We start from the raw sequence: 23,247 nt of genomic DNA on the forward strand, positions 1-23,247 counted from the left end.
GGCTGGTTACGATTACACCCCTGAATTCGAAAGGTATCGCCATTTGGCGCTACCGGCCGGCGTCAGGGGTGTCGTCGTTTGGGCATCGGAAAAATCGCTCAGCCTTGCCAGAAGGCATCCCACCAGGAGCGCTCGCCGCGAGCGTCCTCGAGCACCACGGTGCAGGTGGTACCGGCCGCCAGCAGTACCCCGTCAGCCACCGGATCCAGGGCGATCCGCACCGGCACGCGCTGGGCCAGGCGCACCCAGTTGAAGGTGGGGTTCACGTCCGCGGTGAGTTCGCGGCTCTGGGGATTGTCCCGGTCGTAGATGCCCCGCGCGATGCTTTCCACATGACCATGCAGCACCTGACCGCTCATCAGGCGCATCTCGGCCGCGGCGCCGACCCGCACATGGGGCAGCTTGGTCTCTTCGAAGTAGCCATAGACCCAGAAGGAGTGGGCGTCGATGACGGCGAGCTTGGGCGCACCGGCAGCCGCGTAGTCCCCCTTGAACACCGACAGGTTGGTGACGTAGCCGTCCACCGGGGCCAGCACCCGGGTGCGCTTGAGATTGAGGCGTGCCGACTCCAGCTGAGCCTGGGCCTGGCGCAGGTCGGCCTCGGCGGCCAGGGCGGCGCTGCTGGCATCCTCGCGATTCTCCCGGGACACCACCAGGCTGTCGATGTCGGCGCGGCGGCGCGCATTCTGCTGGCGCATGGCCAGGGTGGCCTTGCGCGCGGCGACCGAGGCTTCGGCCTGATGCACGGCGATCTCGTAGTGCTCGGGGTCGATCTGCAGCAGCAGGTCGCCCTTGTTGACCCACTGGTTGTCGCGCACGGCGATCTCGGTGACCAGGCCGGCCACATCGGGGGCGATGGTGATCACCTCGGCGCGCACCCGGCCATCGCGGGTCCAGGGATCGTTCATGTAGTGCACCCACAGCAGCCGGCCGAGGATCAGGGCCAGGCAGACCACCAGCAGGGTGAAGAGCACGCCGAAGAGTTTCTTGAGAATCATGGCAGGAATCCTAGCGATAGACGCACAGCGCCAGGGCGCAGTAGAGGCAGGTGAACAGGGCCAGGCGCAGCAGCGCCGGATGCCAGACGACGTGATAGAGGCCGACCGCGGCCAGGACCCGGTCCAGCGCCCAGGCGAGCAGGGCGGCGACCAGGAACAGCACCGTCACGGTGGGCAGGTAGAGGCCATGGAAGGCGATTTCACGCGGCATGGGGGATCTCGCGGTAGTGGGCCAGTGGCCCCTGGGGGTCGAGCAGGGCGCTGCGGATGAAGTGCAGGTCGCTCTGCACCTGGCGCAGGGGCGACTCGTCATAGGGCAGCTGCGGCGGCTCGGTCACCGCCGCCAACGTGGCCAGGGCGGCGTCCACGGCAGCCAGGGCGCGGCGCAGATTCTCGGTACCCGGCTTGAGGAACAGGCGCACCAGGGCGCGGCCGACCACGCGGATGGCCTGGCGCCAGGGGCTGCGCTCGGCATAGTGCGGCGCCAGGGGCAGGCGCGCCTGCAACTCGCGCAGCTCGATCACCGCATGGCCGATCTCCAGCACGCAGAAGGCCCAGCCGATCAGGCGCCGCTGGGCCTCGCCCTGGCTGGCGCTGACCCCATAGGCCTGGTTCAGCAGGTCGCGGGTCTGGCCCTCGAAGGCCGGTGCCAGGTGCGGCAGGGGCGCACTCACCGCCCGTACCAGCTGCAGGCGCAGGTCGCGTTCCAGGCGCCGCCACAGCCAGGGACTGTTGGGCGGCAGCAGCACCGCCGAGACCGCCGCGGTGATCACCATCGACAGCACCACGGCGATGCCGTTGTTGATGAAGGCATAGGCGTCGTAGACCGGCGGATTGTCGGGAATCGAGGTGAAGCAGAAGAACACCAGGCAACCCAGGCCATAGCCCATCCAGCCCGGACGCAGGGAGATCCAGGTGCCGAGCATGAACACCGGCGCCAGGGTCAGCAGCAGCAGTGGCAGGCCGGTGATCCAGGGAAAGACGAAGAAGGTCAGGAAGAAGCCCAGCAACACCCCGCCGCCGGCACCGACGGCCATCTGCATGGCGGTGCGCTTGGGATCCGGCGAAGCCGAGGCCAGCGCCGAGACGGCCGCGGCGTTGAGCGCCAGCATGCCGCCGCTGGGGTAGGCGCTGGCGATCCAGAAGGCGCCCAGCACCAGGACCAGGAAGGCGCTGCGCAGGCCGGTGACCGCCGCGCCCAGGGCGTTGGCCTTGGCCACGAAGCGCGGCTTCCATTGCTCGCGGCTGTGCCGGGCGGCGGCCAGGGAGGCATGGGTCTGCAGGTAGTCGTGCCATTCGCCGGTGAAGCGAAAGAGCAGTTCCACCGCGGTCTCGAAGTCCCGCCGATCGACCTCGTCCAGCGGCGGCAACTCGGCGCGCAGGGCGCGAATGCGCGGTCTCAGGCCCTGCTGCAGGAGATCCAGGCGCGCGGCGGCGGCGGCCGCGGCACCTTCGTCGAGGGCCTGGCCGCGCCAGTCCTCGAACAGCTCGAGCAGCGGCGCCCAGAGGCGTTCGAGCGCCGCCAGCGGCCGCTGGGCATCACGCTCGCGCAGGCGCATGAGCAGCCGGCTCAAGGCATGCAGGCGGGTGGTCAGGCCCATGAATTCGGCATTCAGCCGCGCCAGGCGGCCGCTGCGCATGCGCATGTGCGGGTCTTCGAAGGCCGAGGCGCTGCGCAGGTTCTCCAGCCCTACCGCTTCGGCGGCCAGGCGGACGCCGGCGGCTTCCAGGGTGGTACGGTCGAGCCGGCCACGCAGCACGTCGGCGGCGAGGCCGGCGAAGCCGCCCATGCGCCGATAGAGCGCAGCGCGCATGGCGGTGGCGCTGGTCTGCGGGAAGACCGCCGCGCTCACCGCGCCGCTGCAGAGCACCCCCAGGGTGATGGCCAGTACCCGCATCACCGCCGACATGAAGGCGGTGTCGGCGTTAAGTGCGGCGGGAATGCCGATCAGGGCGGCGGTGTAGCCGGCCAGCATGCAGGCGTAGCTGCGAAAGTCCCGGTAGCGCGCCGAGCCTGCCACGCAGAGGCCGATCCACAGCGCCAGGCAGATCAGGAAGGGCACCCGCTCCTGGGCGAACAGGCCGATCAGCACCAGCATCACCGCCAGCCCCAGCAGGGTCCCCATGACCCGGTAAAAGCTCTTCGCCAGCACCTGGCCGCTCTGCGGCTGCATGACGATGAAGACGGTGATCACCGCCGAACTGGGATGCGGCAGTTGCAGGCGCATGGCCAGCCAGAGGGTCAGGCTGGCGGCGAGCAGCATCTTGGCCTGGTACAGCCAGAGGCTGCCGTCGCTGCGCGCCCAGGCGCCCAGGGCCTGGCGCAGCGGTGCCGCCACGGTGCCGCTGCCGCTCACCGGGCCGCCCGTTCGACGGCGACGCGCGCCGGTACCAGGGCGTTATCGGCGGGTCCGGGTTCGAGGTCCGCGCCGCCGCCGAGGGCGACCAGGGCGGCGGCCTGGGCGGCCAGGCGCAGGGCGTGCACCTGGGCGGTGACGCGCTGCTGGGCGAACAGCCGGGTCTGGGCGTCGAGCACGTGCAGGTAGTCGGTCAGGCCACGACGAAAGGCCTCGCGGGCGATGTCGTAGGTACGCTGGGCTTCCTGGCTGGCCTGGTCGGCGAGGGTGGCCTGCTTGGCCGCCGAGTCGGCCTTGATCAGGGCGTCGGAGATCTCCTTGAGGGCGTCCACCAGGGTCTGGTTGTAGGCGCTGACCGCCACGTCGTAGGCCGCCGATTCCGCGCCGAGGCGACTGCGCAGGGCGCCGCCGTCGTAGATCGGCAGGGAAACCGCCGGACCTATGAAGGAGCCGGTCTTGGCATGGGTCAGCATCTCGCTGAGCCGGCCCAGGGTGAGGAACTGGCCGACGTTGGCCACCAGGTCGATGTTGGGATAGAAGCTGGCGCGGGCGACGTCCACGCCCTTGGCCGCCGCGGCGATCTGCCAGCGGCGCGCCGTCACGTCGGGCCGCTTGCCGACCAGTTCCAGCGGCAGGGCGCTGGGCAGGCGCGGCGCCGCGCCCAGGGTCAGCCGCGGTCGCTGCAGGCCGGCGCCGGCACCCGGGCCCTTGCCGGCCAGGGCGGCGAGCTGGTTGCGATCCAGCGCCAGGGTCTCGTCCAGGGCTTCCAGCTGGCGCTCGGTCTCGGGCAGCAGGGCACGGGCCTGGCTGACCTCGAACTGGGTGCCGAGGCCGCCGTCCAGTTGCCGCTGGGCCAGTTGCGCCAGCTGGCGCTGCTGCTCCAGGGTGGCGGCGAGGATGTCGCGCTGGTCGTGGTGCAGGGCGAAGCCGATGTAGCTGCGGACGATGTTGCCGGTCAGCTCCAGTTCGGCGGCGCGCACCTCGGCGGCGGCCTGGTGCGCCTGGTCCAGCGCCTGGGCGCTGGCGTCGCGCTCGCGGCCCCAGAAGTCCAGGGCGTAGCTCAGCCCCAGCTCGGCGTTGTTGTTCCAGGTGGTGCGATCGGCCAGTTCGCCCGGACCGTAGAAGCCGTCGGTGGGCCAGCTGTAGCGCTTGAAGGCGCCCTTGCCCTCGACCTGCAGGGCTTCGCGGGATTCGGCGAGGCCGGCCAGCGACTCGGCGCGGCGTACCCGGGCCGCGGCCGTGGCCAGGCGCGGGTTGTCCGCCAGGGCGCTGGCGATCCAGGCATCCAGCTGGGCATCGCCATAGGCGCGCCACCACTGGCGGTCGGGCCAGGCGGCCTGCCCGGCAGCGGTGCGGATGGCGGCGTCGGTGGCCAGCGCCTGATCGTCGAGGCGCTGCGCCTGGGGCGCGTTGTGACCGGTACCGATACAGCCGGCCAGCAGGGTCGCGAGGGCGACCACCGAGAGCGCAGGCCAGGCTCTGCTAGGGAAAGGCGACACGTGGGGGTCCGTATGCAACAGGGCCATACCGCCAGGTCGCGCCCGAGGGGCGGCGTGGGGTCGGCGAGATGAGCTGGAACTGAACGAGGACGCCTACCGGATCGGGCGATCGATGGACGTTACCATTAGGCTGCTAACGATTCTATAAAATTCCAGGGGAATCGATTAGCGCGCCAACCCGCGAATCTTTGTTTCACATACTGAAATAATATGGAGAATGACGGTTTTGCGGATCCTCGAGGCGGCATGGACACCCTGCACAACATGCGCGTTTTCGTCGCCGTGGTGGAGAGCGGCAGCTTCACCGGTGCGGCCCAGACGCTGCAGACCACTACCGCGCACGTCTCCCGCGCGGTGGCCCATCTCGAAACCCACCTGCGCACCCGGCTGCTGCACCGCACCACGAGACGCATCGCCCTGACCGAGGCTGGCCAGCGCTACCTGGCGCGTTGCGAGCAGATCCTTGCCTATGTCGAGGAAGCCGAAGCCGAGGCGGGGCACGCCCAGGCGCGACCGGAGGGCCGGCTGCGGGTGCACAGCATGACCGGCATCGGCCAGCACTACGTGATCCGCGCCATCGCCGGCTATCGCCAGCTGCACCCGGAGGTGCGCTTCGACCTGACCATGGCCAATCGTATTCCCGATCTGCTGGAGGAGGGCTTCGACCTGGCCATCGTGGTGGCGGCCGAGCTGCCCGACTCCGGCTTCGTGTCCCAGCAGATCGGCCAGACCTACAGCATCCTCTGCGCCTCGCCCGCCTACCTGCGCGAGCACGGCCAGCCGCGGACGCCGGCGGAATTGGCCGACCATGCCTGCCTGAGATTCATCAGCCCGGTGGTGTCCTTCGATCGCTGGCAATTCGAGGGGCCCGCCGGCACCGAGACCTTCCGCATCGGCGAGACCCCGTTCCAGGTCAACACCGGCGACGCCATGACCGAGGCCCTGCGCCAGGGCCTCGGCATCGGCGTGCTGCCGATCTATTCGGCGGTGGACGGCCTGCGCGACGGCAGCCTGGTACGGGTGCTGCCGGCCTATCGCCTGCAGCGGCTAAACGCCTATGCGCTCTATGCCTCGCGGCAGTACCTGGACGCCAAGATCCGCACCTGGGTGGCCTACCTGCGCGAACAGATCCCCGGCGCGCTGGAAGCGGACGAGGCCTTCGTGCGCGCCGTCAGCGAAGTCGTCGGCCAAGCGCATTGAGATCGGCGGGGCGCTTGGACTAAGCTCGGAAGAGGCCGGGCTGCGCGCCGGGTCATAGTTAGTAAGCTATTGAAATATCGCCCGGTATCGCGGTCCTGAGGGCGACAGGACGGCTTCCTCCCGGCACGCTCCGCGGCCGCCGAGGTCCATGTCCCGAGTCGGCGGTCACGTCGACGGACCGCCGTGCAGGACGGCCGGATCATGCAGGCGGTCAGGGACCGCCGTCAGCGTCTGTGCAAAGTCTCGCGAGCTAGAGACAAACAAGGCGAAAATGCCTGAGGAAGCGGATCGGACTCGCGCCCGAGTTTACGAGGGTAAATGAGCATTCCGACGGGGCTGGCCTTCCAGGGCATTTTCAACGACGTTTGGCCGACGCGCAGCAGACTTTGGACAGACTCCAAGCGCCACGGGAGTCCAATGAGCGCCCCAGCAGGACCCACTCTGAGATTCGCCGACCAGCCGCTCAAGGGCATCGCCCTGATCTGCCTCGCGGTCTGGCTGTTCGCGTCCCACGATGCCCTCTCCAAGTACCTGTCCGGCTTCTATCCGGTGGTCATGGTGGTCTGGGCCCGCTACCTCTCCCATACCCTGCTGATGATGGGCATCTTCATCCCGCGCTCGGGACTGGCGGTGATCCGCACCAAGCGGCCCGGGTTGCAGGTGCTCAGGGCGCTGTGCCTGATCGGCTGCAGCCTGTTCTTCACCACCGGGCTGCGCTACCTGCCGATGGCCGAGGCCACGGCGGTCAACTTCCTCGCCCCGCTGATGGTGACGGCGCTGTCGGTGCCGCTGCTTAAGGAAACCGTGACCCGCAGCCAGTGGGCGGCGGTACTGGCCGGCTTCATCGGGGTGCTGGTCATCGTGCGGCCGGGCGGCCAGCTGTTCACCCCGGCGGTGCTGCTGCCGGTCTGCTCGGCGGTCTGCTTCGGCCTCTACCAGCTGCTGACGCGCCTGCTGAGCGGCATCGACAGCCCCACCACCAGCAACTTCCTCACCGGCATCATCAATACCCTGGTGCTGAGCAGCGTGGTGCCCTTCTTCTGGGAGATCCCCACCCTCGGCCACGGCTGCATGCTGGCGCTGCTCGGCTTCTTCGGCATGTCCGGCCACCTGCTGCTGACCCAGGCCTTCCGCTATGCGCCGCCGGCGCTGCTGGCGCCCTTCAGCTACGGGCAGATCGTCACCGCCGGCATCATCGGCTTTTTCGTCTTCGGCCACGTGCCGGACGGCGGCGCGCTGATCGGCATCCTCATCATCTGCGCCAGCGGCCTGGCGGTAGCCTGGCAGCAGAGCCGCAAGGCGTCCAAGGCCAAGGCGGTGCCGGCGCCGCAGCCCGAGGCACTGCCGGAGGTGGTGGCCGACGCCGCCGAGGGCGCCCCGGCTCAGCGCAGCCCGTAGTCCGCGATGATCCCCAGCAGGATCGCCAGGCCGGCCCAGTGGTTGTGCAGGAAGGCCTTGAAGCACACCAGCGGGTCGCGGCCGCGGGTGACGTGGAATTCCCAGGCGAAGCAGCCGGCCGCCACCACCAGGCCCAGGTAGAACGGCAGGCCCAGGCCGAAGCGGCCGCCGGCCAGCGCCAGGCAGAGCAGGGTCAGGCCCTGTAGCGTGGCGATGATCACCCGGTCGGCGTCGCCGAAAAGGATGGCGGTGGACTTCACCCCGATCTTGAGGTCGTCCTCGCGGTCGGCCATGGCGTAGTAGGTGTCGTAGCCCACCGTCCAGATCACGTTGGCGACGAACAGCAGCCAGGCCTCCGCCGGCAACTGGCCGGTCTCGGCGGTGAAGGCCATGGGCATGCCCCAGGAAAAGGCCGCCCCCAGTACCGCCTGGGGGTAGTAGGTGTATCTCTTCATGAAGGGATATAGCGCCGCCACGCCGAGGGCGCCGAAGGACAGCCAGACCGTGGTGGCGTTGGTGCAGAGCACCAGGCCGAAGCTGATCAGCACCAGGGCGGCGAAGAGGATCAGCGCCTCCCGGGGCGTGACCCGCCCGGTGGCGAGGGGCCGATTCTTGGTGCGGGCGACGTGGCCGTCGAAGTTGCGGTCGGCGAAGTCGTTGATCACGCAGCCGGCCGACCGCATCAGCACCACGCCGAGCACGAAGATCACCAGGTTCTTCAGGCTCGGCATGCCCTTGGCGGCGATCCACAAGGCCCAGAGGGTGGGCCAGAGCAGCAGGTAGATGCCGATGGGGCGATCCAGCCGGGTGAGCTGGAGGAAATCCTTGAGCCTTTCGCTGCGGGGGCGCGTGGCGATGACCCGGGCGCTGGGCGCGGGGCTGCGGGGCGCGGCGGGACGGCGATCACGGGGGCGGGAAGCGTTCTTTTTCATCGGACGGCTGCATGGCGAAGGGCCCGGCGATTATAAGGGCGAGATCGCCTCGCCGCTGCCGTCGTGATGGTCCGGGCTAGGACTCGCGCCGGGTATGCGGCCAGAAGGCCGGCAGGAAGACCTCGCCTACCAGGATCGCCAGGGGCCCACGGCGGAACACCGAGCGCCGCGCCCAGCAGGCACGTCGTTCGGCACCGTCCGGCAGCCAGGCTAGCGGATAGCGACAGGCTTCCAGCGGTCCACGGACGAAGGCCGGCGCCTGGAATAGCCAGTGGCCGAGCGGCCGGTCGCCCAGCGCCGCCAGGTCGAAATCGGCCGCTTCCAGGGCGCTGCGCGCCGCCACGCTGCGGGCGAACACCCAGGCCTCGCCCTGGCCACGCAGCCGGACCTCGCGAACCCAGCCCGGACTGGCCGGCGGGACGTCCAGCGCCTGGCATTCATCGGCGCGCAATGGCTGCCAGCCCTCGGCGAGCACCTCGACGGCGAAGCGGCCGGCGCTGAGGGCGGTGAGCCGCTCGGTGAGGGAGCCACGGTCGGCGTAGAGCCAGTCGAGCGGCGCCGACGCATAGTCCGCCTCCCGGCCGGCCGCCTCGCGGCTCAGCCAGCGCGGCTGCGGCTCACAGGCCCCAGACATTGCCCAGGGTGCTCAGCAGGGACGGCTGGGTGCCCTGCTTGCCGAGGTAGCCCAGGATCACCTGGGCGAACTGGGTGCTCATGCCGCTGTTCATGCCCAGGGCGTTGAAGGTCTTGTTGACGTCCTGGCGGCTGTCGACGTTGCCCAGCAGGCTGCCCAGCGGACTCTGCTTGGCGTCCTGGCCACCGCCGCCGAGCAGGTTGCCCAGGCCGCCGAGTTGCGCCAGGCCGCCGGCGGCGTTGGCCCCGGCCAGCTGGTCCAGGCCCGGCACGGCCTTGGCCAGCTGGCTGTAGTCGTTGCCGACCAGCTGGTTCTTGGCCAGGCCGAGCAGGGCGCCGGTGCCGCCCACCGCCTGTTGCGGGGTGACCTTGAGCTGGGTGGTCAGCGCCTGCAGCAGGCCCTGTGCCTGAGGCGTGGCGGCGGCCGCGGCGGTGGCCTTGGCGTTGTCGTTGCCATTGGCGCTGTTGTAGGCGTTGACGGCGTCGTTGAGGTTGAAGGCGAACACCGGGCTGGCGGCGAGCACCAAGGGCAGGGCGAGGACGGGCAGACGCATGAGGGGGCTCCAGCGATTTTCTCGAAAGCCCAGAGGATAACCCGGCGGCGATGACCATGGACTGAACGGCGTCCCTGCAGGGACCCGACGCTACGGTTATCATCGCCGTTTTGCCGGGAGAACAGAGATGCTCAACGGGTTGTGGCTGGGCTTCTTCATCGTCGCCGCGATCAGCGCCCTCGGCCAGTGGCTGGTGGCCGGCAACGCCGGGGTCTTCGCCGCCATGGTGGAGAGCCTGTTCGCCATGGCCAAGCTGTCGGTGGAGGTCATGGTGCTGCTGTTCGGCACCCTGACGCTCTGGCTCGGCATCCTGCGCATCGCCGAGAAGGCCGGGCTGGTGGATGCCCTGTCGCGGCTGCTCGGCCCGCTGTTCGCCCGCCTGATGCCGGAGGTGCCGCGCGGTCACCCGGCGCTGGGGCTGATCACCCTCAATTTCGCCGCCAATGGCCTGGGCCTGGACAACGCCGCCACCCCCATCGGCCTCAAGGCCATGCGCGCCCTGCAGGAGCTCAACCCCAGCAGCACCACGGCGAGCAATGCACAGATCCTCTTCCTGGTACTCAACGCCTCCTCGCTAACCCTGCTGCCAGTGACCGTGTTCATGTACCGCGCCCAGCAGGGCGCCACGGATCCGACCCTGGTGTTCCTGCCGATCCTGCTGGCGCACAGCTGCGCCAACCTGGTGGGGCTGCTGTCGGTGGCCTTCATGCAGCGCCTCAAGCTGCTGGATCCGGTGGTGCTGGCCTGGATCGGCGGTGGCGCCCTGGCCTTCGGCGCCTTCGTCGCCTTTCTCTTCACCCTGACCGCCACGGCGCTGGCGGGGCTGTCGTCGCTGCTCGGCAACCTGACCCTGTTCGGCATCATCCTGGCGTTCATGATCCTCGGCGCCCTGCGCAAGGTACCGGTCTACGAAGCCTTCGTCGAAGGCGCCAAGGAGGGCTTCGACGTCGCCAAGTCGCTGTTGCCCTACCTGGTGGCCATGCTCTGCGCGGTGGGCGTGCTGCGCGCCTCCGGGGCGCTGGAAGCGATCCTCGAAGGCATCCGCCACGCGGTGACCTGGCTGGGTTGGGACACCCGCTTCGTCGAGGCCCTGCCCACCGCCCTGGTCAAGCCTTTCTCCGGCAGCGCCGCCCGCGCCCTGCTGATCGAGACCATGCAGACCCACGGCGTGGACAGCTTCCCGGCGCTGGTGGCGGCCACCATCCAGGGCAGTACCGAGACCACCTTCTATGTGCTGGCAGTGTACTTCGGCGCGGTGGGCATCCAGCGTGCGCGCCACGCGGTGGGCTGCGCGCTGCTGGCGGAATTCACCGGGGTCACGGCGTCGATCCTAATCTGCTACTGGTTCTTCGGCTGAGTCCGGTGCTCCGGCTCGCGCATCCAGTCGTCCTGCACCATGCGCCGCTGGCGGCGTGAGGTGAGCTGCTGGGTCTGCCAGTCCTCGGCGATCAGCGCGCAATACTCGCCATCGTGCTGGCCGAGGCGGAAGCGGCGGCGCACCCCGATGGGGTCGTGGTCCGAGCCATAGAAGGCCACGGCGCGGATCTCCATGCCCTCGAACACCCAGCCTTGCGGCGGGCGATGGTTGTCCAGGGTCAGGCCATTGTGCTCGGCGGCGCGGCGGATCAGGCCCTGGAAGGTACCGATGTGGGTGAAGTCGCCGGTATTGAGCGGCCCCTGGTGGGTCGCCTGACCCAGCACCAGATCGGGATCGAAGTCATCCTGGCCGCTTTCGCGGATGTCGGTGACATCGGTGTAGAGCGTCTCGCGATTGGTCTTGAGGATCACCGTCAGCTGGTTGATGAACACCGGTTCGGCGCTCATGTTCGACAGCAGGCAGAGGGCGCCCACGCCCTTGCCGGCCCCGCGGTTGATGATCAGCCGGGGTTGGCGCTGGCGCTTGTAGTTGTTGAGCAGCAGCTGGGCGTAGAGGATCCAGACGCCCAGGGTGCAGCATTGGGCGAACAGGGTGAGCACCTGGGAATTGTCTTTCAACCACTGGAACATGGAGGCTCTTCACGGGACGGGATGACCATCGGAAAGACCGTTCGGGTGCCGGGTTCCACCGCTTCGCTGGCCAAAGGGCCGCCCTGAGAACATCGCCACAGCTCAGGCGTCCAAGCCTGAGAGGTCCTCACGCCAAGGAAATTCGCCATGCTGCGTCTATCACTACTCTGCTGTACCGCCCTGCTGAGCGCCTCCGTGCTGGCCGAGCCGCTGTCCTGCGAACAGCTCAAGGCCGACATCGAGGTGAAGATCCAGTCGGCCGGGGTGACCGCCTATACCCTCGAAGCGGTACCCAATGCCGAGGTCCGGGATCCCAACATGGTGGTCGGCAGTTGCGCCAACGGCACCCACAAGATCATCTACCAGCGCAACGACTGAGCCTCGGCGCAGCGAGCGAACCGTTCATCAGCTGGATACTTGTACAGTTCCGCTTGGCTTAGTACTGTCTGCGCATACAGTATCTAGCCAAGAGGGTAATGCCATGTCGCCGTTCGCCCGGATTCGCCAAGCTCTGTCTCTTGCCCAGCCCGCGCCGCGCTGGATGGAACGCGAGGACTTTCTGCGCCTGAGTCGGCAGCTGCGGGAGCAGAAGGGGCGCCCCGCGCCGCTCCGCACCCTGGACAGAGGCCAGGACGACTGGCTCAGCGTGCCGGCCTAGCCACCAGGCTTCTGCGCCCCTTCCGGCGCAGGCAGCGGCCGGCTAGAAGGGCGAGCAGATGCCGCGCGCGGAGCTGACCAGCTCGCGCTGGCCATCGTAGAGGCTGATCTCGCCCTGGCCGAAGGTGTGTTCGGCTTCCAGCCGATAACGCCGGCCGGCCTGGAAATCGCCGTAGTCGAGTTCCAGGTAACACTGGATCTGCAAGGGTTCGTTCCAGCCAAAGCGTGGACCGAAGCCGCCGCCGCCATAGAGTTCGTAGCGATAGCTCACCTTGAGGCGGTGGCTGCCGGGCGCGAGCTGGAAATAGCGGCCGTCGTCCAGCCGCCGGCCATCCTGGGATTCGGCCAGCAGCGAGGCGCCCACGGCGGGTTCGCGCAGCTCGAGGTCGACCCATGCCTGGTGCGGATCGACGGGCGGCAGTGGGGTGGTACAGCCGCCGAGCAGCAGCGGGAGAGCCAGCAAGCGCAGGCGCATGGACAGCGACTCGCGAAGGGAAGATCAGCCGAGTCTACACGTCGCCGCAACGGCTAGCAGTGCTGCGCGCCACTTCCTGGTTGCGCTCGTCATAGAGGCGCGCCCAGGGCCGCCAACCGGTCTGGCCGGCTTCCAGGCGATAGCGTTCGCCGGCGGCGAAGGTCTTGTAGTTGAGGGTCACCAGGCAGGTGCGCGCCAGCGGATCGGCGACCTGGGCGCCGATGTTGGTGGGCTGCACCTCGAACTGGTAGCGTACCTGCAGGTCGTGGCTCCCTGGCCAGACCTGGAAGTAGCGTTTGTCGTCGAGTGCCTTGCGGTCGGCACTCAGGGCTTCCAGCTTGGCCTTGCCGTCGCTGTCCAGATCGATCCAGGCCTGCGCCGGATCGGGCTTGGGCAAGGGCCACAGGGAACAGCCACCTAGAAACAGCACAGGCAACAGCAGGCACAGTCTACGCATGACGGCTACAACTCCGGGCAGGGAAGGGCGCGCCACCCAGTCAGGCACCCTGCCTGCGCAACGCGTCGGCCTCTGGCTGGCGCTGCTGTCCCTGGCGATCGGACTGGGCGGTTGTACCTCGATCGGGTACTACGGCCAGATGGTACAGGGCCAGGGGGCGCTGATCCGTGATCGCGAGCCCATTGCGACGGTCGTCGCGGATCCGTCGCGCCCGGCCGCCCTGCGCCAGCGCCTCGCCGCGGCGGCGGCGGCCCGGCGCTTCGCCAGTGCCGAACTGGCCCTGCCGGACAATGCTAGCTATCGCAGCTTCGTCGAGCTGCAGCGCCCCTTCGTGCTGTGGAACGTCTTCGCCACCGCCGAGTTTTCCACCCGGCCCACCACCCGTTGCTTCCCTATCGCTGGCTGTGTGGCCTATCGGGGCTACTACCAAGAGGCCGCGGCCAAGGCGGCGGCCGACGACCTGCATCGCCAGGGTCAGGACACCTATGTCGGCGGCGTGCCGGCCTATTCGACGCTGGGCTGGTTCAGCGATCCGCTGCTCAGCAGCATGCTGCGCTGGGACGACGACCAGGTGGCCGCCACCATTTTCCACGAGCTGGCGCACCAGCGCTTCTATCTGCCGGGCGATACCGCCTTCAACGAATCCTATGCCACCTTCGTCGAGCGGGAAGGCCTGAGGCAATGGCGCGCCAGCCGCGGCCTGCCGCCGCCGGAGGCGGGCCGTGAGACCCGCTACCAGCAGTTTCGCGATCTGTTGCTGACCACCCGCGAGGACCTGGCCAGGCTCTATGCCCAGCCGTTGGCGCCAGCGCTCATGCGTACCGCCAAGGCCCGTCGCTTCGCGCAGCTGCGAGCCGATTACCAGCGCCTGCGCGCCACCCCGGCCTGGCAGGGGGATCGCCGTTTCGATGGCTGGATGAGCCAGCCGCTCAACAATGCGCGGCTGGTGCCCTATGGCCTGTACGAGCAGTGGGTCCCGGCCTTCGCCGTGCTCTATGCCCAGCATCCGGGCAACTGGCCGGCGTTCTTCCACCGGGTCCAGCTGCTGGGCGAGCGCCCCGCCGCCGAGCGCGAGCAAGGGCTCGCGGCACTGCTCGCGACCGGCGTCAGGCAGACGCCCTAGCGCGGCGCGCGCCAGTTGGACCAGGCCGCGACCAGGCCGAGGGTCGCCGCCAGCGCCAGCCCCAGCCGCGGGGCCAGGCTGCCATCCAGGTGCAGCAGCAGCGCCAGGGCCGCCGCGCCCAGCGCCATGCCGGTCTGGCGCGCGGTGGCCTGGACGCCGCCGGTGGCGCCATTGCGACCCGCCGGCGCGGCGGTGAGCATGATCCTGTTGTTGGGCACCTGGAAGAAGCCGAAGCCGATGCCGCCGACGATCAGGCAGGGGATCAGCAGGGCGGTCGAGCGTTCCAGCGGCATCACCGCGGCCGCTGCCAGCCCCAGGGCGATCCCCAGGCCGCCCAGCATGCACAGCCGCTGCGGCGGATGACGGTCGGCCAACCGCCCGGCCACCTGTGCCGACACCGCCACGGTGAGCGGCCAGGCCAGCATGAGCAGGGCGACCTGCAGGGGCACCAGGCCCAACTGGTGCTGCAGGTAGAAGGGCAGGGCGAGGAAGCAGAGCATCTGCGCGGCGAAGGAGCACACCGACGCCAGCACCGAATGACGCATGGCCGGCAAGCCCAGCAGATCGACCGGCAGCAGCGGCGCCGCCAGGCCCCGTTCGCGGCGGATCAGCAGCAGCAGGCTGGCGGCCGCCAGCATCAGCAAGGCCAGGCCTTGCCAGGGGGCGGCCCCGAGGCGTTCGAGACCGCCGATGCCCGCGCAGAACACCAGCGCATTGAGCAGCACGCTGACCGGATCGAGCCGCCGGTGCGCCCGCGGGCTGTCGGGCAGGGCGCGCACCAGCAGGCCGATCAGCAGCGCGACCGGCACATTGACCGCGAACAGCCAGGGCCAGCCACCCACGGCGAGGATCGCCGCGCCCAGGCTGGGGGCGGCCGCCGATCCCAGGGCGACGCACAGAGCATTGACGGCGATGCCGCGCCCCAGGCGATCCCGTGGATAGGAGAGCCGCACGATCCCCGCGCTGACGCACATGATGGCGGCGGCGCCGACGCCCTGCAGGGCGCGGGCCGCGACCAGTTCCCCGAGGCCCGGCGCCAGGGCGCAGCCCAGGGAGGCCAGGCCGAAGATACCCACGCCCGCGGCGAACACCGGGCGCAAGCCCAGGCGCTCGGCCACGGCGGCCAGGGGGAAGACCAGGGCGACCAGGCTCAGCTGGTAGGCACTGACGATCCACACCGCCGCCGCGGCCGACACGTCGAGTGCCTCGGCGATGCTGGGCAGGGCCAGGTTGGCGATGCCGCTGTCCAGCACCGTCATGCTGATGGCCAGCAGCAGGGCGGCGACCGCGCGGTAACGGCGGGGCGTCGGCAGGCCGTCGGCCAGGGGGGCGCTGGTGCTCAATCCTCGACCTTCACGTGCTGGTCGCTTTCGCCGAGCTTCCAGTAGCCGGCCGCCTTGACCCAATCCCGCGGCAGCCCCTTGGCCAGCAGTGCCTGGCGTGCGGCGCGGGCTTGCGTGGCTTCGCCGGCGATCCAGGCATAGCCTTCGCCCGCGGGTAATGGCAGCTGCTCCAGGGCCTGTACCAGGGCATCGGCCGAGGTTTCGCGATAGACCCAGCGGATCTCGGCGGCCGTGGCCGTCGGCAAGGCGATCTCCAGGCCAGGACGAGCCACTTCGGCGACGACCTGGACCCGGACGCCGGCTGCCAGCTGCTCCAGCCGCCGGGCGATGGCGGGCAGGGTGGTCTCGTCGCCGGCCAGCAGGTACCAGTCGAAGTCCTCCGGTGGCACCAGGGCGCCCTTGGGTCCGCCGATGATCAGCTCGGCACCGGGCTGCGCCTGGCGCGCCCAGGTAGTCAGCACCCCGGCTTCATGCAGGAAGAAGTCGATGGCCAGCTCGCCGCGGGTGGCGTCGTAGTGGCGCGGCGTGTAGTGCCGGCCCACCAGCTGCTCGGGGCTGGCGGCGCGGATCGGCGTGGTGTCGCTGGGGACGAACAGCTTCACGTGTTCGTCGAAGGCCGCGCTCTGGAAATCGGCCAGGTCGCTGCCGCCGAAGGTCAGGCGCAGCAGGTCGCCGCCCAGCTCTTCGCGGCGGATGACGGTCGCCCAGCGCCGCTTGAAGTCGAAGCGGACGCGCTGGAATAGGTGACGGGCACTGGCATCGCCCGCGGGGCTGTGAAAAGATGTCGCCATTGCAGAGGTACCATTCATTGAGGTTCCTCACTATATTCGAGGTAAGAAATCTCCATGTCAACCGCTGCCGCCATCGCCGAGGCCCTGCTGGATCTCAAACGGCAGATGCGCCAACAACTGGATGAGACACTCAAGGCCTCCGGTTTGTCCTTCGCCCGCTACAAGGTCCTGATGGTGCTGGAACGGCTGGGGCCCTGCCGCCCGGGTGAGGTCGCCGAACAGCTGCGCCATGCCCCCCGTACCCTGACCGATGCCTTCGATGCGCTGGAGCGCGATGGCCTGGTCAGGCGGGAACCCCATCCCCAGGATCGCCGGGCGCTGCTGGTCCATCTCACCGACCAAGGGCGTGAGGCGCTGGAACATGCCCAGGCGCCGCGCCAGCAGGCCCTTGAAGCGGTGTTCGCACCCTTGGCGCCCGCCGAGCAGCAACAGTTGCTGGCCTACCTGGAGCGGGTCCGGACACCCCGCTGACGGAGCGGCGAACTCCGCGGTGGTCGTTGGGCTCGAATCTGGGTACCTACCGAGGAGTTGTTGCCATGAGCGACCAGCGTTCCGATGCCCACCTGGGCAAGACCCCGCCCAACGAACCCGCCGTCGATGAGGCGGGCCGGCCCGTGGATGTGGTGAAGAAGGACATCCAGCAGCCGGAATCCAGTCCGACCGATGGCATCGATAAGGTCATCACCCCGACCGACATCAAGACCAAGGAACAGGAGGCGGAAGAGCTGCGACAGAAGACCGCCGAGGTCGAGCGCAAGCTGGAGCGCTGATGCTCCACGTGGAACCTCGGGCGACCGGGGTTTCCGTTGCCCGCTCAATCCGAGCCACGCGTTGCTGGTGTTCATAGCCTGCGCGGTGGCCCGCGATAGAGGGCTTTCGATGGTCGCCAGGACGCCAAGAGTCTAGTCTTGGCGGCACTCAATGTCCCTCCGGAGTCTGCCTTGGACCGAGCCACCTTCAGCGAACAGCTTGCCCGCGAGGGCTTCCAGCCGCCGGTTCTGGTGGAGCGCGAAGCCCACGGCCACCTGGATTCCCATGCCCATGACTTCGAAGCCAAGGCCCTGGTCATCGCCGGGGAGCTGCGCATTCGGAGCGAGGAGGGCGAACGTCTTTATCGCGTCGGCGACGTCTTCCACCTGGCCGCCAACGAACCCCATTCCGAGGTGTTCGGTGCCGAGGGCGTTCGTTATCTGGCAGGTAGACGAAAGGTCTGAACAGGGCACGACGTCGCCTGGGATGGCGCTTCTGAGGTGTGAATCGTGGCAGGGCGTTCGTCGAGCTATTGGAGCGCCTGACTCCGGGACGTTACGAGCCTGGCCGCCAGCACCCGTGGGATCGGCGCGCTAGCCTTCGCTGTCGTTCTTCTCGATGTCCTTGCGCTGCCGATTGAGAATCACGCAGCCGTAGACGCCGCCACCTAGCAGTAGCAGGGCGAGGACCGAAAAGATGGCCATGAAGATGGAGTCGTTCATCGGGCTCTCCGAAGGCGGGATCGGAGCAGTTTAACCGCTGGGCGCGGCTGTGCTCGCGGCCTTCGTGACGCAATATTGCCGGTGCCTGGATGACACCGGCAAATACCTGAGCCTTAGCCTTCCAGCGTGGCGTTCAGGTTGATCTTGGCGCCCTTGAGCACCTTGGACACCGGGCAGCCTTCCTTCGCCTGGTTGGCGATGGTGGTGAACTGCTCCTGGGTGGCACCGGGGATCTTGGCCTTCATGGTCAGGTCGATGGTGGTGATCTCGAAGCCGTCGCCGACCTTGTCCAGGGTCACGTCGGCCTTGGTCTCGATGCGCTCGGGGGTCAGGCCATTCTGGCCCAGCAGCATGGAGAAGGCCATGGAGAAGCAACCGGCATGGGCAGCGCCGATCAGCTCTTCGGGGTTGGTGCCCGGAGTGCCTTCGAAACGGGTGTTGAAGCCGTAGGCATTGTCCTTGAGCGCGCCGCTCTCGGTGGTGATGTGGCCCTTGCCATCCTTCAGACCGCCTTGCCAGACCGCGGAAGCATATTTCTTCATGGAGCGTCTCCGGTTGTGGGTAGAGAATTCATCTAGAACCAGGCGGCAGCCGGTAAGTTCGTTGCAGTCGATCCGCGGCGTGCGTGGTCAACCCCTCTCGACAACCTCTGGAGGCCCCCATGAAGTACCGTAACCTCGGCCGTACCGGCCTGAAGATCTCGCCCCTTTGCCTCGGCTGCATGACCTACGGCGTGCCCGAACGGGGCAATCACCCCTGGACGCTCCCGGAAGACCAGAGCCTGCCGCTGCTGAAGAAGGCCCTGGACCTGGGCATCAACTTCTTCGATACCGCCAACAGCTATTCCGATGGCACCAGCGAAGAGATCGTCGGCCGCTTCCTCAAGGCCAATGCCGTGCGTGAGGAAATCGTGCTGGCGACCAAGGTGTACTTCCCGCTCAGGGACAAGCCCAATGTCGGGGGCCTGTCGCGCAAGGCGATCTTCGCCGCCATCGACGCCAGCCTGCAGCGCCTGGGCACCGACTACGTCGACCTCTACCAGATCCATCGCTGGGACTACGACGCGCCCATCGAGGAAACCCTCGAAGCCCTGCACGACGTGGTCAAGGCCGGCAAGGCGCTACACATCGGTGCCAGCAGCATGCACGCCTGGCAATTCGCCAAGGCGCTGCATACCGCCGAGCGCCACGGCTGGACGCGCTTCGCCACCATGCAGAACCACGTGAACCTGCTCAATCGCGAAGAGGAGCGGGAGATGCTGCCGCTGTGCCGTGACGCCGGTATCGGGGTGATTCCCTGGAGTCCCCTGGCCCGCGGCCGCCTGACCCGCGACTGGGACGCCAGCACCGGGCGCACCGAGAGCGACGCCTTTGGCAAGACGCTCTACACCGCCAGCGAGGATTCCGACCGGCAGATCGTCGAAGCCGTGGCGCGCATCGCCGAAGCCCGCGGCGTACCCCGCGCCCAGGTGGCCCTGGCCTGGCTGCTGCAGAAGCCGGGGATCGATGCGCCCATCGTCGGCGCGTCCAAGCCGCAGCATCTGGACGATGCGGTGGCGGCCCTGGAGCTGCAGCTGAGCGAAGAGGAGATCGCCGCCCTGGAAGCGCCCTATGTGCCGCACCCGGTGGTGGGGTTTAGCTGAGGAGCGGTGTCGCCCTCACCCCGGCCCTCTCCCAAAGGGAGAGGGGGAAGAGCGGGAGCGGCATTTGAACTCGTTGTTGCGGACTGCCCTTGCCCGACGCGAGAAGCTATCAGCCCCCTCTCCCTCAGGGAGAGGGGCTGGGGGGTGAGGGCCGCTTCACTCGGACTCGGACTTCGCGGACTGCCCTTGCCCGACGCGAGAAGCTATCAGCCCCCTCTCCCTCAGGGAGAGGGGCTGGGGGGTGAGGGCCGCTTCACTCGGACTCGGACTTCGCGGACTGCCCTGCTCCGAGTGCGAGGAGCTATTAGCTCCCCTCTCCCTCAGGGAGAGGGGCCGGGGGTGAGGGCCGCTTCATTCGGACTCAGACTTTGCGGACTAACCCCGCCCCAGGACGAGGAGCTGTTAGCTCCCCTCTCCCTCAGGGAGAGGGGCTGGGGGTGAGGGCCGCTTCATTCGGACTCAGACTTCGCGGACTGCCCCCGCCCCAGGACGAGGAGCTGTTAGCTTCCCTCTCCCCTCTCCCCTAGGAAGAGGGGCCGGGGGTGAGGGCAACCCAGACTCAGGCGTACTGCTCGGCGATCTGGCGTTCGGCGCTGGCCAGGGCGGCGCCCTTGGCTTCGTCGCCATAGGCCAGGCCTTCGGCGCGGACGATCTGGATGTCGGTGATGCCGAGGAAGCCCAGCAGCAGCTTCAGGTAGTCCTCGTGGGCGATGCCGGTGGGCTTGCCCGCGTGGATGCCGCCGGCAGTGGCGACGATGATCGCCTTCTTGCCGCCGCACAGGCCTTCCGGACCGGCTTCGCCGTAGCGGAAGGTGGTGCCGGCCACGGTGATGCGGTCGATCCAGGCCTTGAGCTGGGTCGGGATGGTGAAGTTATACATGGGCGCGCCCAGCACCAGCACGTCGGCGGCGAGGAATTCCTGCAGGGCACGGGCATTGCGCTCGGCTTCGGCGCGTTGCTCGGCGCTGCGCTGCTCGGCGGGCGTGGCACCGGCGGCCAGGCTGGCGGCGGAGAAGTGGCCCAGGGAGTCATGGGCGAGATCGTGGTAGGTCACGTCCAGCTCGGGATGGCTGGCCTTCAGTGCGGCGACGACCTTGGCACTCAGGGCGCGGGAGGCGGAATACTCACCGAGGATGCTGGAATCGATGTGCAGGAGTTTCATGGCGACGGCCCTCTAGGGTTCGGGAAGATGAGCCCAGACTACCGATAAGACGAATGCCTGATTAGCCGGCTAAAATGCGATGCATCGTCCCATGGGTAGGACAGTCAGCCATGCAAGACCTCAATGATCTCGCCTACTTCGCCAAGGTGGTGGAGGCTGGCGGCTTCGCCGCCGCCGGGCGGCTGCTGGGCATTCCCAAGTCGCGGCTGTCGCGCCGCATCGCCGAGCTGGAGACGCGCCTGGGTGCCCGGCTGTTGCAGCGCACCACCCGCACCCTGACGCTCACCACCCTGGGCGAACGCTACCTGGTGCACTGCCAGGCGCTGCTGCGCGAAGCGGAAAGCGCCGCCGAGACCGCCGCCAGCCTGTCCAGCGAACCGCGCGGGCCGCTGCGGGTGTCTTGCCCGGTGGCCCTGGCGCAGCAGTACCTGCCGGAGGTGGTGACGCAGTTCCTCGCGCGCTATCCCCTGGTGCAACTGGATCTGCTGCTGGTCAACCGGCGGGTGGACATCATCAACGAAGGGGTGGACGTCGCCCTGCGCGTCCGGGACCTCGACGACGAGGAGCCGGGCCTGGTGGTACGGCGCCTGCGCCAGGCCGCGGTGGTGCTGGTGGCGCCCCCCGAGTTGCTCGCCGGCCGCCCGCTGGATGCACCGGAGGCGCTGCTGGGCCTGCCGCTGCTCGGCGCCCTCGAAGTGGATCGCAAGGTGCATCTGCGCCTGGTGGGCCCCCAGGGCGAACGGCGCGAACTGGTCCTGGAAGCCCGGCTGGGCATCGACGACTTCGGCGTCCGCAAGACCGCCGCCCTGGCCGGTCTCGGCTACACCGTCCTGCCGCTGATCTACTGCCAGACGGAACTGGCCGAGGGCCGCCTGCAGCGCCTGTTGCCGGATTGGTCCATCCCCGGTGGCCATCTGCAGGCCGCCTATGCCCACCGCCGCGGCCAACTGCCAGCCGTGCGCGCCTGGCTGGAGCATCTGGAGACCAGCCTCCAGACGCACGACGGAGCGCCGGTCTAGACCACCGTTGCCCAGGCCGACACGAGCAGCAAGCCGGCCATCCCCAGGTTGAAACCGCGCCAGGCCCGGGTCGAGTTCAGCCGGCGCGCGGCGGCTCGGCCGAGCAGGGCCCAGAGACCCAGGCAGGGGACGGATACCAGCAGGAACACCAGTCCCAGGATCAGCACCTGCTGCCAGAGATCGGCGCCCGGTTCGGCGTAGACGGTCACCACCGCCAGCGCCATGCTCCAGCTCTTGGGGTTGAGCAGCTGCAGGCCGGCGGTGCCGCCGAAGCCCGGGCGGGTGCTGGCTTCCGTGACCTCGGGGGCCCCGGCGCGGGCCAGTTGCCAGGCCAGCCAGCTCAGCCAGAGCACCCCGGCCCAGGCCAGGCCGCGTTGCCAGTCGGGATGCCGGGCCAGGGTCTGGCCCAGGCCGAAGCCCACCACCAGGACCAGGGCGACCGCGCCCAGGCTGCCCCCCAGCACCAGGGGCAGGCTGGCCCGGGCGCCATGGCGGGCGCTATGGCCGAGGATGAGCACATTGGTTGGCCCCGGCGTGATGGAGGCGACCAGGGCGAACAGCAGGAAGGGCAGCAGGGACATGGGAGACTCCTGGAAGGACTGAGCTTCCAGCGTCGCAGCCCGGTCGCTAGCGGTCTGGAAGATTCGAGCAACGGGCGCGGTAGGCGGCCGGCGTCAGGCCATAGGCGCGGCGGAACCAGCGACCCAGATGACTCTGGTCGGCGAAGCCCAGGGCCGCGGCGGTGTCTGCCGGTGACAGGCCATCGGCCAGCAGCCGGCGCGCGCGGGACAGCCGCAGTTGCACCAGGTAGGCGTGGGGCGCGAGGCCAAAGGCCGCCTTGAAGGCGCGGGTCAGGCGGAATCGGTCCACCCGGCAGGCCCGGGCCACGTCTTCCAGGCCGATGTCCTGGTGATGGTGGGCGTGCAGGAAGTCGCGGGCGCGCAGGGCCACCAGTGGCAGGCGCGGATCGCCGGCCTGCGGTGCCCGCCACTGCAGCTGCGGCAAGAGGCGCAGGAGCAGGGCGTCCAGGGCGCTCTGGCGGACGATACGCAGCTCCGGCCGGCTCAGCACCTCATGGGCCCAGGCCACGGCGCGATGCAACTCGGCCTGGTCCACCAGGGTACGGGCGAAGCCAGGTTCGCCCAGAGGGCGTGCATCGCCATGCAGGCCCTGCAGCTCGCGCGCCAGCCACTGGGGATCGAGGTAGAGCATGGAATAGGTGAAACCCTCAGCCTCCGGCGCCTGGCCGTCGTGCAACTCGCCGGGCTCCAGCAGGAAGACCTGGCCGGGGGTGCTCAGGTGGCGCTGGCCGCGGCAGTGGAATTGCTGCAGGCCCTGCTCGGTGTAGCCCACCAGGTAGGCGTCGTGCCAGTGCGGATCGTAGGCATGGCCCTCGAAATGGGCGCGCAGGGTCTCGATACCGGTCTCGGCGTCTTGTTGCAGCTGGATCCAGTGATCGTCGGCCATGGCGGGCAAAAGAGGTTCGGGCTGGTCAGTCTAGAGTCTGATCCCGCGGCGGTCTGGAAGA

28 protein-coding genes are annotated in these 23,247 nt (G+C 68.8%); 11 read left to right on the forward strand and 17 right to left on the reverse strand.

The window, feature by feature from the left end:
- Positions 1 to 98: 98 nt before the first annotated feature.
- From FSV73_RS13160 to FSV73_RS13175, 4 genes are read right to left on the reverse strand one after another with little or no spacing between them, the layout of a single operon-like run.
- A complete protein-coding gene (locus FSV73_RS13160) occupies positions 99 to 998 on the reverse strand; it encodes an efflux RND transporter periplasmic adaptor subunit (RefSeq protein WP_145008305.1) in 900 nt (299 codons plus the stop codon).
- A 10-nt stretch (positions 999 to 1,008) separates the two neighbouring features.
- Entirely contained in the window at positions 1,009 to 1,209 is a 201-nt protein-coding gene (locus FSV73_RS13165; RefSeq protein ID WP_145008306.1) for a DUF1656 domain-containing protein, read from the reverse strand.
- Entirely contained in the window at positions 1,199 to 3,355 is a 2,157-nt protein-coding gene (locus FSV73_RS13170; RefSeq protein WP_145008307.1) for an FUSC family protein, read from the reverse strand. Before FSV73_RS13170 ends, FSV73_RS13165 begins: the two co-directional genes overlap by 11 nt.
- Complete coding sequence (locus tag FSV73_RS13175) at positions 3,352 to 4,854, reverse strand: efflux transporter outer membrane subunit (RefSeq protein WP_260856070.1); 1,503 nt, start codon at positions 4,852 to 4,854, stop codon at positions 3,352 to 3,354. The genes FSV73_RS13170 and FSV73_RS13175 overlap by 4 nt, the downstream gene beginning before the upstream one ends.
- A gap of 246 nt (positions 4,855 to 5,100) precedes the next feature.
- On the opposite strand from FSV73_RS13175, the gene FSV73_RS13180 reads away from it, so the two are divergent.
- Positions 5,101 to 6,054: a LysR family transcriptional regulator gene (locus tag FSV73_RS13180; protein ID WP_145008308.1), complete on the forward strand. Its 954-nt coding sequence runs from the start codon at positions 5,101 to 5,103 to the stop codon at positions 6,052 to 6,054.
- A 417-nt stretch (positions 6,055 to 6,471) separates the two neighbouring features.
- The gene (locus tag FSV73_RS13185; protein WP_145008309.1) at positions 6,472 to 7,452 is read left to right on the forward strand and encodes a DMT family transporter; all 981 of its coding nucleotides are present in this window, start codon (positions 6,472 to 6,474) and stop codon (positions 7,450 to 7,452) included.
- Here the strand turns inward: FSV73_RS13185 and ubiA are convergent.
- The 3 genes from ubiA to FSV73_RS13200 form a co-directional block, all read right to left on the reverse strand.
- Positions 7,437 to 8,384, reverse strand: coding sequence for a 4-hydroxybenzoate octaprenyltransferase (gene ubiA / locus FSV73_RS13190; RefSeq protein WP_260856071.1), 948 nt, complete (start codon positions 8,382 to 8,384; stop codon positions 7,437 to 7,439). The two genes, FSV73_RS13185 and ubiA, sit on opposite strands and share 16 nt — an antisense overlap.
- A 76-nt stretch (positions 8,385 to 8,460) precedes the next feature.
- Complete coding sequence (locus tag FSV73_RS13195) at positions 8,461 to 9,018, reverse strand: chorismate--pyruvate lyase family protein (RefSeq protein WP_145008310.1); 558 nt, start codon at positions 9,016 to 9,018, stop codon at positions 8,461 to 8,463.
- Positions 9,002 to 9,571: a DUF2780 domain-containing protein gene (locus FSV73_RS13200; RefSeq protein WP_145008311.1), complete on the reverse strand. Its 570-nt coding sequence runs from the start codon at positions 9,569 to 9,571 to the stop codon at positions 9,002 to 9,004. Before FSV73_RS13200 ends, FSV73_RS13195 begins: the two co-directional genes overlap by 17 nt.
- Before the next feature lie 127 nt (positions 9,572 to 9,698).
- On the opposite strand from FSV73_RS13200, the gene FSV73_RS13205 reads away from it, so the two are divergent.
- A complete protein-coding gene (locus FSV73_RS13205) occupies positions 9,699 to 10,928 on the forward strand; it encodes a nucleoside recognition domain-containing protein (protein ID WP_145008312.1) in 1,230 nt (409 codons plus the stop codon).
- Here FSV73_RS13205 and FSV73_RS13210 read toward each other — a convergent pair.
- Positions 10,910 to 11,578 carry a hypothetical protein gene (locus FSV73_RS13210; RefSeq protein WP_145008313.1) on the reverse strand — a complete coding sequence of 223 codons (669 nt, stop codon included), beginning with the start codon at positions 11,576 to 11,578 and terminating at the stop codon, positions 10,910 to 10,912. The genes FSV73_RS13205 and FSV73_RS13210 overlap by 19 nt on opposite strands.
- 147 nt (positions 11,579 to 11,725) lie before the next feature.
- Between FSV73_RS13210 and FSV73_RS13215 the strand changes: the two genes are divergently transcribed.
- Positions 11,726 to 11,956: a DUF1161 domain-containing protein gene (locus FSV73_RS13215; protein ID WP_145008314.1), complete on the forward strand. Its 231-nt coding sequence runs from the start codon at positions 11,726 to 11,728 to the stop codon at positions 11,954 to 11,956.
- A 103-nt stretch (positions 11,957 to 12,059) separates the two neighbouring features.
- Positions 12,060 to 12,236, forward strand: coding sequence for a hypothetical protein (locus FSV73_RS25575; RefSeq protein ID WP_186309227.1), 177 nt, complete (start codon positions 12,060 to 12,062; stop codon positions 12,234 to 12,236).
- A 42-nt stretch (positions 12,237 to 12,278) separates the two neighbouring features.
- Here the strand turns inward: FSV73_RS25575 and FSV73_RS13220 are convergent, their stop codons facing one another.
- Both FSV73_RS13220 and FSV73_RS13225 read right to left on the reverse strand, forming a co-directional pair.
- Positions 12,279 to 12,710: a hypothetical protein gene (locus FSV73_RS13220; RefSeq protein WP_145008315.1), complete on the reverse strand. Its 432-nt coding sequence runs from the start codon at positions 12,708 to 12,710 to the stop codon at positions 12,279 to 12,281.
- A gap of 34 nt (positions 12,711 to 12,744) precedes the next feature.
- Positions 12,745 to 13,167, reverse strand: coding sequence for a hypothetical protein (locus FSV73_RS13225; RefSeq protein WP_145008316.1), 423 nt, complete (start codon positions 13,165 to 13,167; stop codon positions 12,745 to 12,747).
- On the opposite strand from FSV73_RS13225, the gene FSV73_RS13230 reads away from it, so the two are divergent.
- Complete coding sequence (locus tag FSV73_RS13230) at positions 13,166 to 14,290, forward strand: aminopeptidase (RefSeq protein ID WP_145008317.1); 1,125 nt, start codon at positions 13,166 to 13,168, stop codon at positions 14,288 to 14,290. The two genes, FSV73_RS13225 and FSV73_RS13230, sit on opposite strands and share 2 nt — an antisense overlap.
- On the opposite strand, the gene FSV73_RS13235 is transcribed toward FSV73_RS13230, so the two are convergent.
- A complete protein-coding gene (locus tag FSV73_RS13235; protein WP_145008318.1) occupies positions 14,287 to 15,633 on the reverse strand; it encodes an MFS transporter in 1,347 nt (448 codons plus the stop codon). The genes FSV73_RS13230 and FSV73_RS13235 overlap by 4 nt on opposite strands.
- Complete coding sequence (locus FSV73_RS13240) at positions 15,630 to 16,424, reverse strand: siderophore-interacting protein (protein WP_186309228.1); 795 nt, start codon at positions 16,422 to 16,424, stop codon at positions 15,630 to 15,632. The genes FSV73_RS13235 and FSV73_RS13240 overlap by 4 nt, the downstream gene beginning before the upstream one ends.
- A gap of 54 nt (positions 16,425 to 16,478) precedes the next feature.
- On the opposite strand from FSV73_RS13240, the gene FSV73_RS13245 reads away from it, so the two are divergent.
- From FSV73_RS13245 to FSV73_RS13255, 3 genes are all read left to right on the forward strand, one after another.
- Positions 16,479 to 16,895, forward strand: coding sequence for a MarR family winged helix-turn-helix transcriptional regulator (locus FSV73_RS13245; RefSeq protein ID WP_145008320.1), 417 nt, complete (start codon positions 16,479 to 16,481; stop codon positions 16,893 to 16,895).
- Between the two features lie 65 nt (positions 16,896 to 16,960).
- Complete coding sequence (locus tag FSV73_RS13250; protein ID WP_145008321.1) at positions 16,961 to 17,194, forward strand: hypothetical protein; 234 nt, start codon at positions 16,961 to 16,963, stop codon at positions 17,192 to 17,194.
- A 171-nt stretch (positions 17,195 to 17,365) separates the two neighbouring features.
- A complete protein-coding gene (locus FSV73_RS13255) occupies positions 17,366 to 17,638 on the forward strand; it encodes a cupin domain-containing protein (protein WP_145008322.1) in 273 nt (90 codons plus the stop codon).
- 129 nt (positions 17,639 to 17,767) lie between these two features.
- Here FSV73_RS13255 and FSV73_RS25795 read toward each other — a convergent pair whose 3' ends face one another.
- Together FSV73_RS25795 and FSV73_RS13260 are read right to left on the reverse strand one after the other, a co-directional pair.
- The gene (locus FSV73_RS25795; protein WP_260856072.1) at positions 17,768 to 17,896 is read right to left on the reverse strand and encodes a hypothetical protein; all 129 of its coding nucleotides are present in this window, start codon (positions 17,894 to 17,896) and stop codon (positions 17,768 to 17,770) included.
- Positions 17,897 to 18,009: 113 nt separating this feature from the next.
- On the reverse strand, positions 18,010 to 18,438 hold the full coding sequence (locus tag FSV73_RS13260) for an OsmC family protein (protein ID WP_145008323.1): 429 nt from the start codon (positions 18,436 to 18,438) through the stop codon (positions 18,010 to 18,012).
- 119 nt (positions 18,439 to 18,557) lie between these two features.
- Here FSV73_RS13260 and FSV73_RS13265 point away from each other — a divergent pair, with 119 nt between their 5' ends.
- Positions 18,558 to 19,538 (forward strand): aldo/keto reductase, encoded by a 981-nt coding sequence (locus FSV73_RS13265; RefSeq protein WP_145008324.1) that lies wholly within the window; start codon positions 18,558 to 18,560, stop codon positions 19,536 to 19,538.
- Between the two features lie 559 nt (positions 19,539 to 20,097).
- On the opposite strand, the gene FSV73_RS13270 is transcribed toward FSV73_RS13265, so the two are convergent.
- On the reverse strand, positions 20,098 to 20,700 hold the full coding sequence (locus FSV73_RS13270; RefSeq protein WP_145008325.1) for an FMN-dependent NADH-azoreductase: 603 nt from the start codon (positions 20,698 to 20,700) through the stop codon (positions 20,098 to 20,100).
- Positions 20,701 to 20,810: 110 nt separating this feature from the next.
- Between FSV73_RS13270 and FSV73_RS13275 the strand changes: the two genes are divergently transcribed.
- Entirely contained in the window at positions 20,811 to 21,719 is a 909-nt protein-coding gene (locus tag FSV73_RS13275; RefSeq protein WP_145008326.1) for a LysR substrate-binding domain-containing protein, read from the forward strand.
- Here the strand turns inward: FSV73_RS13275 and FSV73_RS13280 are convergent.
- Both FSV73_RS13280 and FSV73_RS13285 read right to left on the reverse strand, forming a co-directional pair.
- Positions 21,716 to 22,300, reverse strand: a complete 585-nt coding sequence (locus FSV73_RS13280) for a LysE family translocator (RefSeq protein WP_145008327.1) — start codon at positions 22,298 to 22,300, stop codon at positions 21,716 to 21,718. The genes FSV73_RS13275 and FSV73_RS13280 overlap by 4 nt on opposite strands.
- A gap of 46 nt (positions 22,301 to 22,346) precedes the next feature.
- Positions 22,347 to 23,186 (reverse strand): AraC family transcriptional regulator, encoded by an 840-nt coding sequence (locus FSV73_RS13285; protein WP_145008418.1) that lies wholly within the window; start codon positions 23,184 to 23,186, stop codon positions 22,347 to 22,349.
- Positions 23,187 to 23,247: the final 61 nt, after the last annotated feature.

Origin of the sequence: Pseudomonas oryzihabitans (assembly GCF_007665395.1) — a bacterium.
Taxonomy (GTDB): Bacteria; Pseudomonadota; Gammaproteobacteria; order Pseudomonadales; family Pseudomonadaceae; genus Chryseomonas; species Chryseomonas psychrotolerans_C.

Bases quoted from the DNA above. Each gene is read 5' to 3' on its own strand.
- FSV73_RS13215 (WP_145008314.1), top strand. From the start codon at position 11,726: ATGCTGCGTCTATCACTACTCTGCTGTACCGCCCTGCTGAGCGCCTCC.
- FSV73_RS25575 (WP_186309227.1), top strand. From the start codon at position 12,060: ATGTCGCCGTTCGCCCGGATTCGCCAAGCTCTGTCTCTTGCCCAGCCC.
- FSV73_RS13245 (WP_145008320.1), top strand. From the start codon at position 16,479: ATGTCAACCGCTGCCGCCATCGCCGAGGCCCTGCTGGATCTCAAACGG.
- FSV73_RS13275 (WP_145008326.1), top strand. From the start codon at position 20,811: ATGCAAGACCTCAATGATCTCGCCTACTTCGCCAAGGTGGTGGAGGCT.
- FSV73_RS13180 (WP_145008308.1), top strand. From the start codon at position 5,101: ATGGACACCCTGCACAACATGCGCGTTTTCGTCGCCGTGGTGGAGAGC.
- FSV73_RS13220 (WP_145008315.1), bottom strand. From the start codon at position 12,710: ATGCGCCTGCGCTTGCTGGCTCTCCCGCTGCTGCTCGGCGGCTGTACC.
- FSV73_RS13165 (WP_145008306.1), bottom strand. From the start codon at position 1,209: ATGCCGCGTGAAATCGCCTTCCATGGCCTCTACCTGCCCACCGTGACG.
- FSV73_RS13285 (WP_145008418.1), bottom strand. From the start codon at position 23,186: ATGGCCGACGATCACTGGATCCAGCTGCAACAAGACGCCGAGACCGGT.
- FSV73_RS13160 (WP_145008305.1), bottom strand. From the start codon at position 998: ATGATTCTCAAGAAACTCTTCGGCGTGCTCTTCACCCTGCTGGTGGTC.
- FSV73_RS13265 (WP_145008324.1), top strand. From the start codon at position 18,558: ATGAAGTACCGTAACCTCGGCCGTACCGGCCTGAAGATCTCGCCCCTT.
- FSV73_RS13200 (WP_145008311.1), bottom strand. From the start codon at position 9,571: ATGCGTCTGCCCGTCCTCGCCCTGCCCTTGGTGCTCGCCGCCAGCCCG.
- FSV73_RS25795 (WP_260856072.1), bottom strand. From the start codon at position 17,896: ATGAACGACTCCATCTTCATGGCCATCTTTTCGGTCCTCGCCCTGCTA.
- FSV73_RS13230 (WP_145008317.1), top strand. From the start codon at position 13,166: ATGACGGCTACAACTCCGGGCAGGGAAGGGCGCGCCACCCAGTCAGGC.
- FSV73_RS13195 (WP_145008310.1), bottom strand. From the start codon at position 9,018: ATGTCTGGGGCCTGTGAGCCGCAGCCGCGCTGGCTGAGCCGCGAGGCG.
- ubiA (WP_260856071.1), bottom strand. From the start codon at position 8,384: ATGAAAAAGAACGCTTCCCGCCCCCGTGATCGCCGTCCCGCCGCGCCC.
- FSV73_RS13205 (WP_145008312.1), top strand. From the start codon at position 9,699: ATGCTCAACGGGTTGTGGCTGGGCTTCTTCATCGTCGCCGCGATCAGC.
- FSV73_RS13225 (WP_145008316.1), bottom strand. From the start codon at position 13,167: ATGCGTAGACTGTGCCTGCTGTTGCCTGTGCTGTTTCTAGGTGGCTGT.
- FSV73_RS13260 (WP_145008323.1), bottom strand. From the start codon at position 18,438: ATGAAGAAATATGCTTCCGCGGTCTGGCAAGGCGGTCTGAAGGATGGC.
- FSV73_RS13185 (WP_145008309.1), top strand. From the start codon at position 6,472: ATGAGCGCCCCAGCAGGACCCACTCTGAGATTCGCCGACCAGCCGCTC.
- FSV73_RS13210 (WP_145008313.1), bottom strand. From the start codon at position 11,578: ATGTTCCAGTGGTTGAAAGACAATTCCCAGGTGCTCACCCTGTTCGCC.
- FSV73_RS13270 (WP_145008325.1), bottom strand. From the start codon at position 20,700: ATGAAACTCCTGCACATCGATTCCAGCATCCTCGGTGAGTATTCCGCC.
- FSV73_RS13250 (WP_145008321.1), top strand. From the start codon at position 16,961: ATGAGCGACCAGCGTTCCGATGCCCACCTGGGCAAGACCCCGCCCAAC.
- FSV73_RS13280 (WP_145008327.1), bottom strand. From the start codon at position 22,300: ATGTCCCTGCTGCCCTTCCTGCTGTTCGCCCTGGTCGCCTCCATCACG.
- FSV73_RS13240 (WP_186309228.1), bottom strand. From the start codon at position 16,424: ATGGCGACATCTTTTCACAGCCCCGCGGGCGATGCCAGTGCCCGTCAC.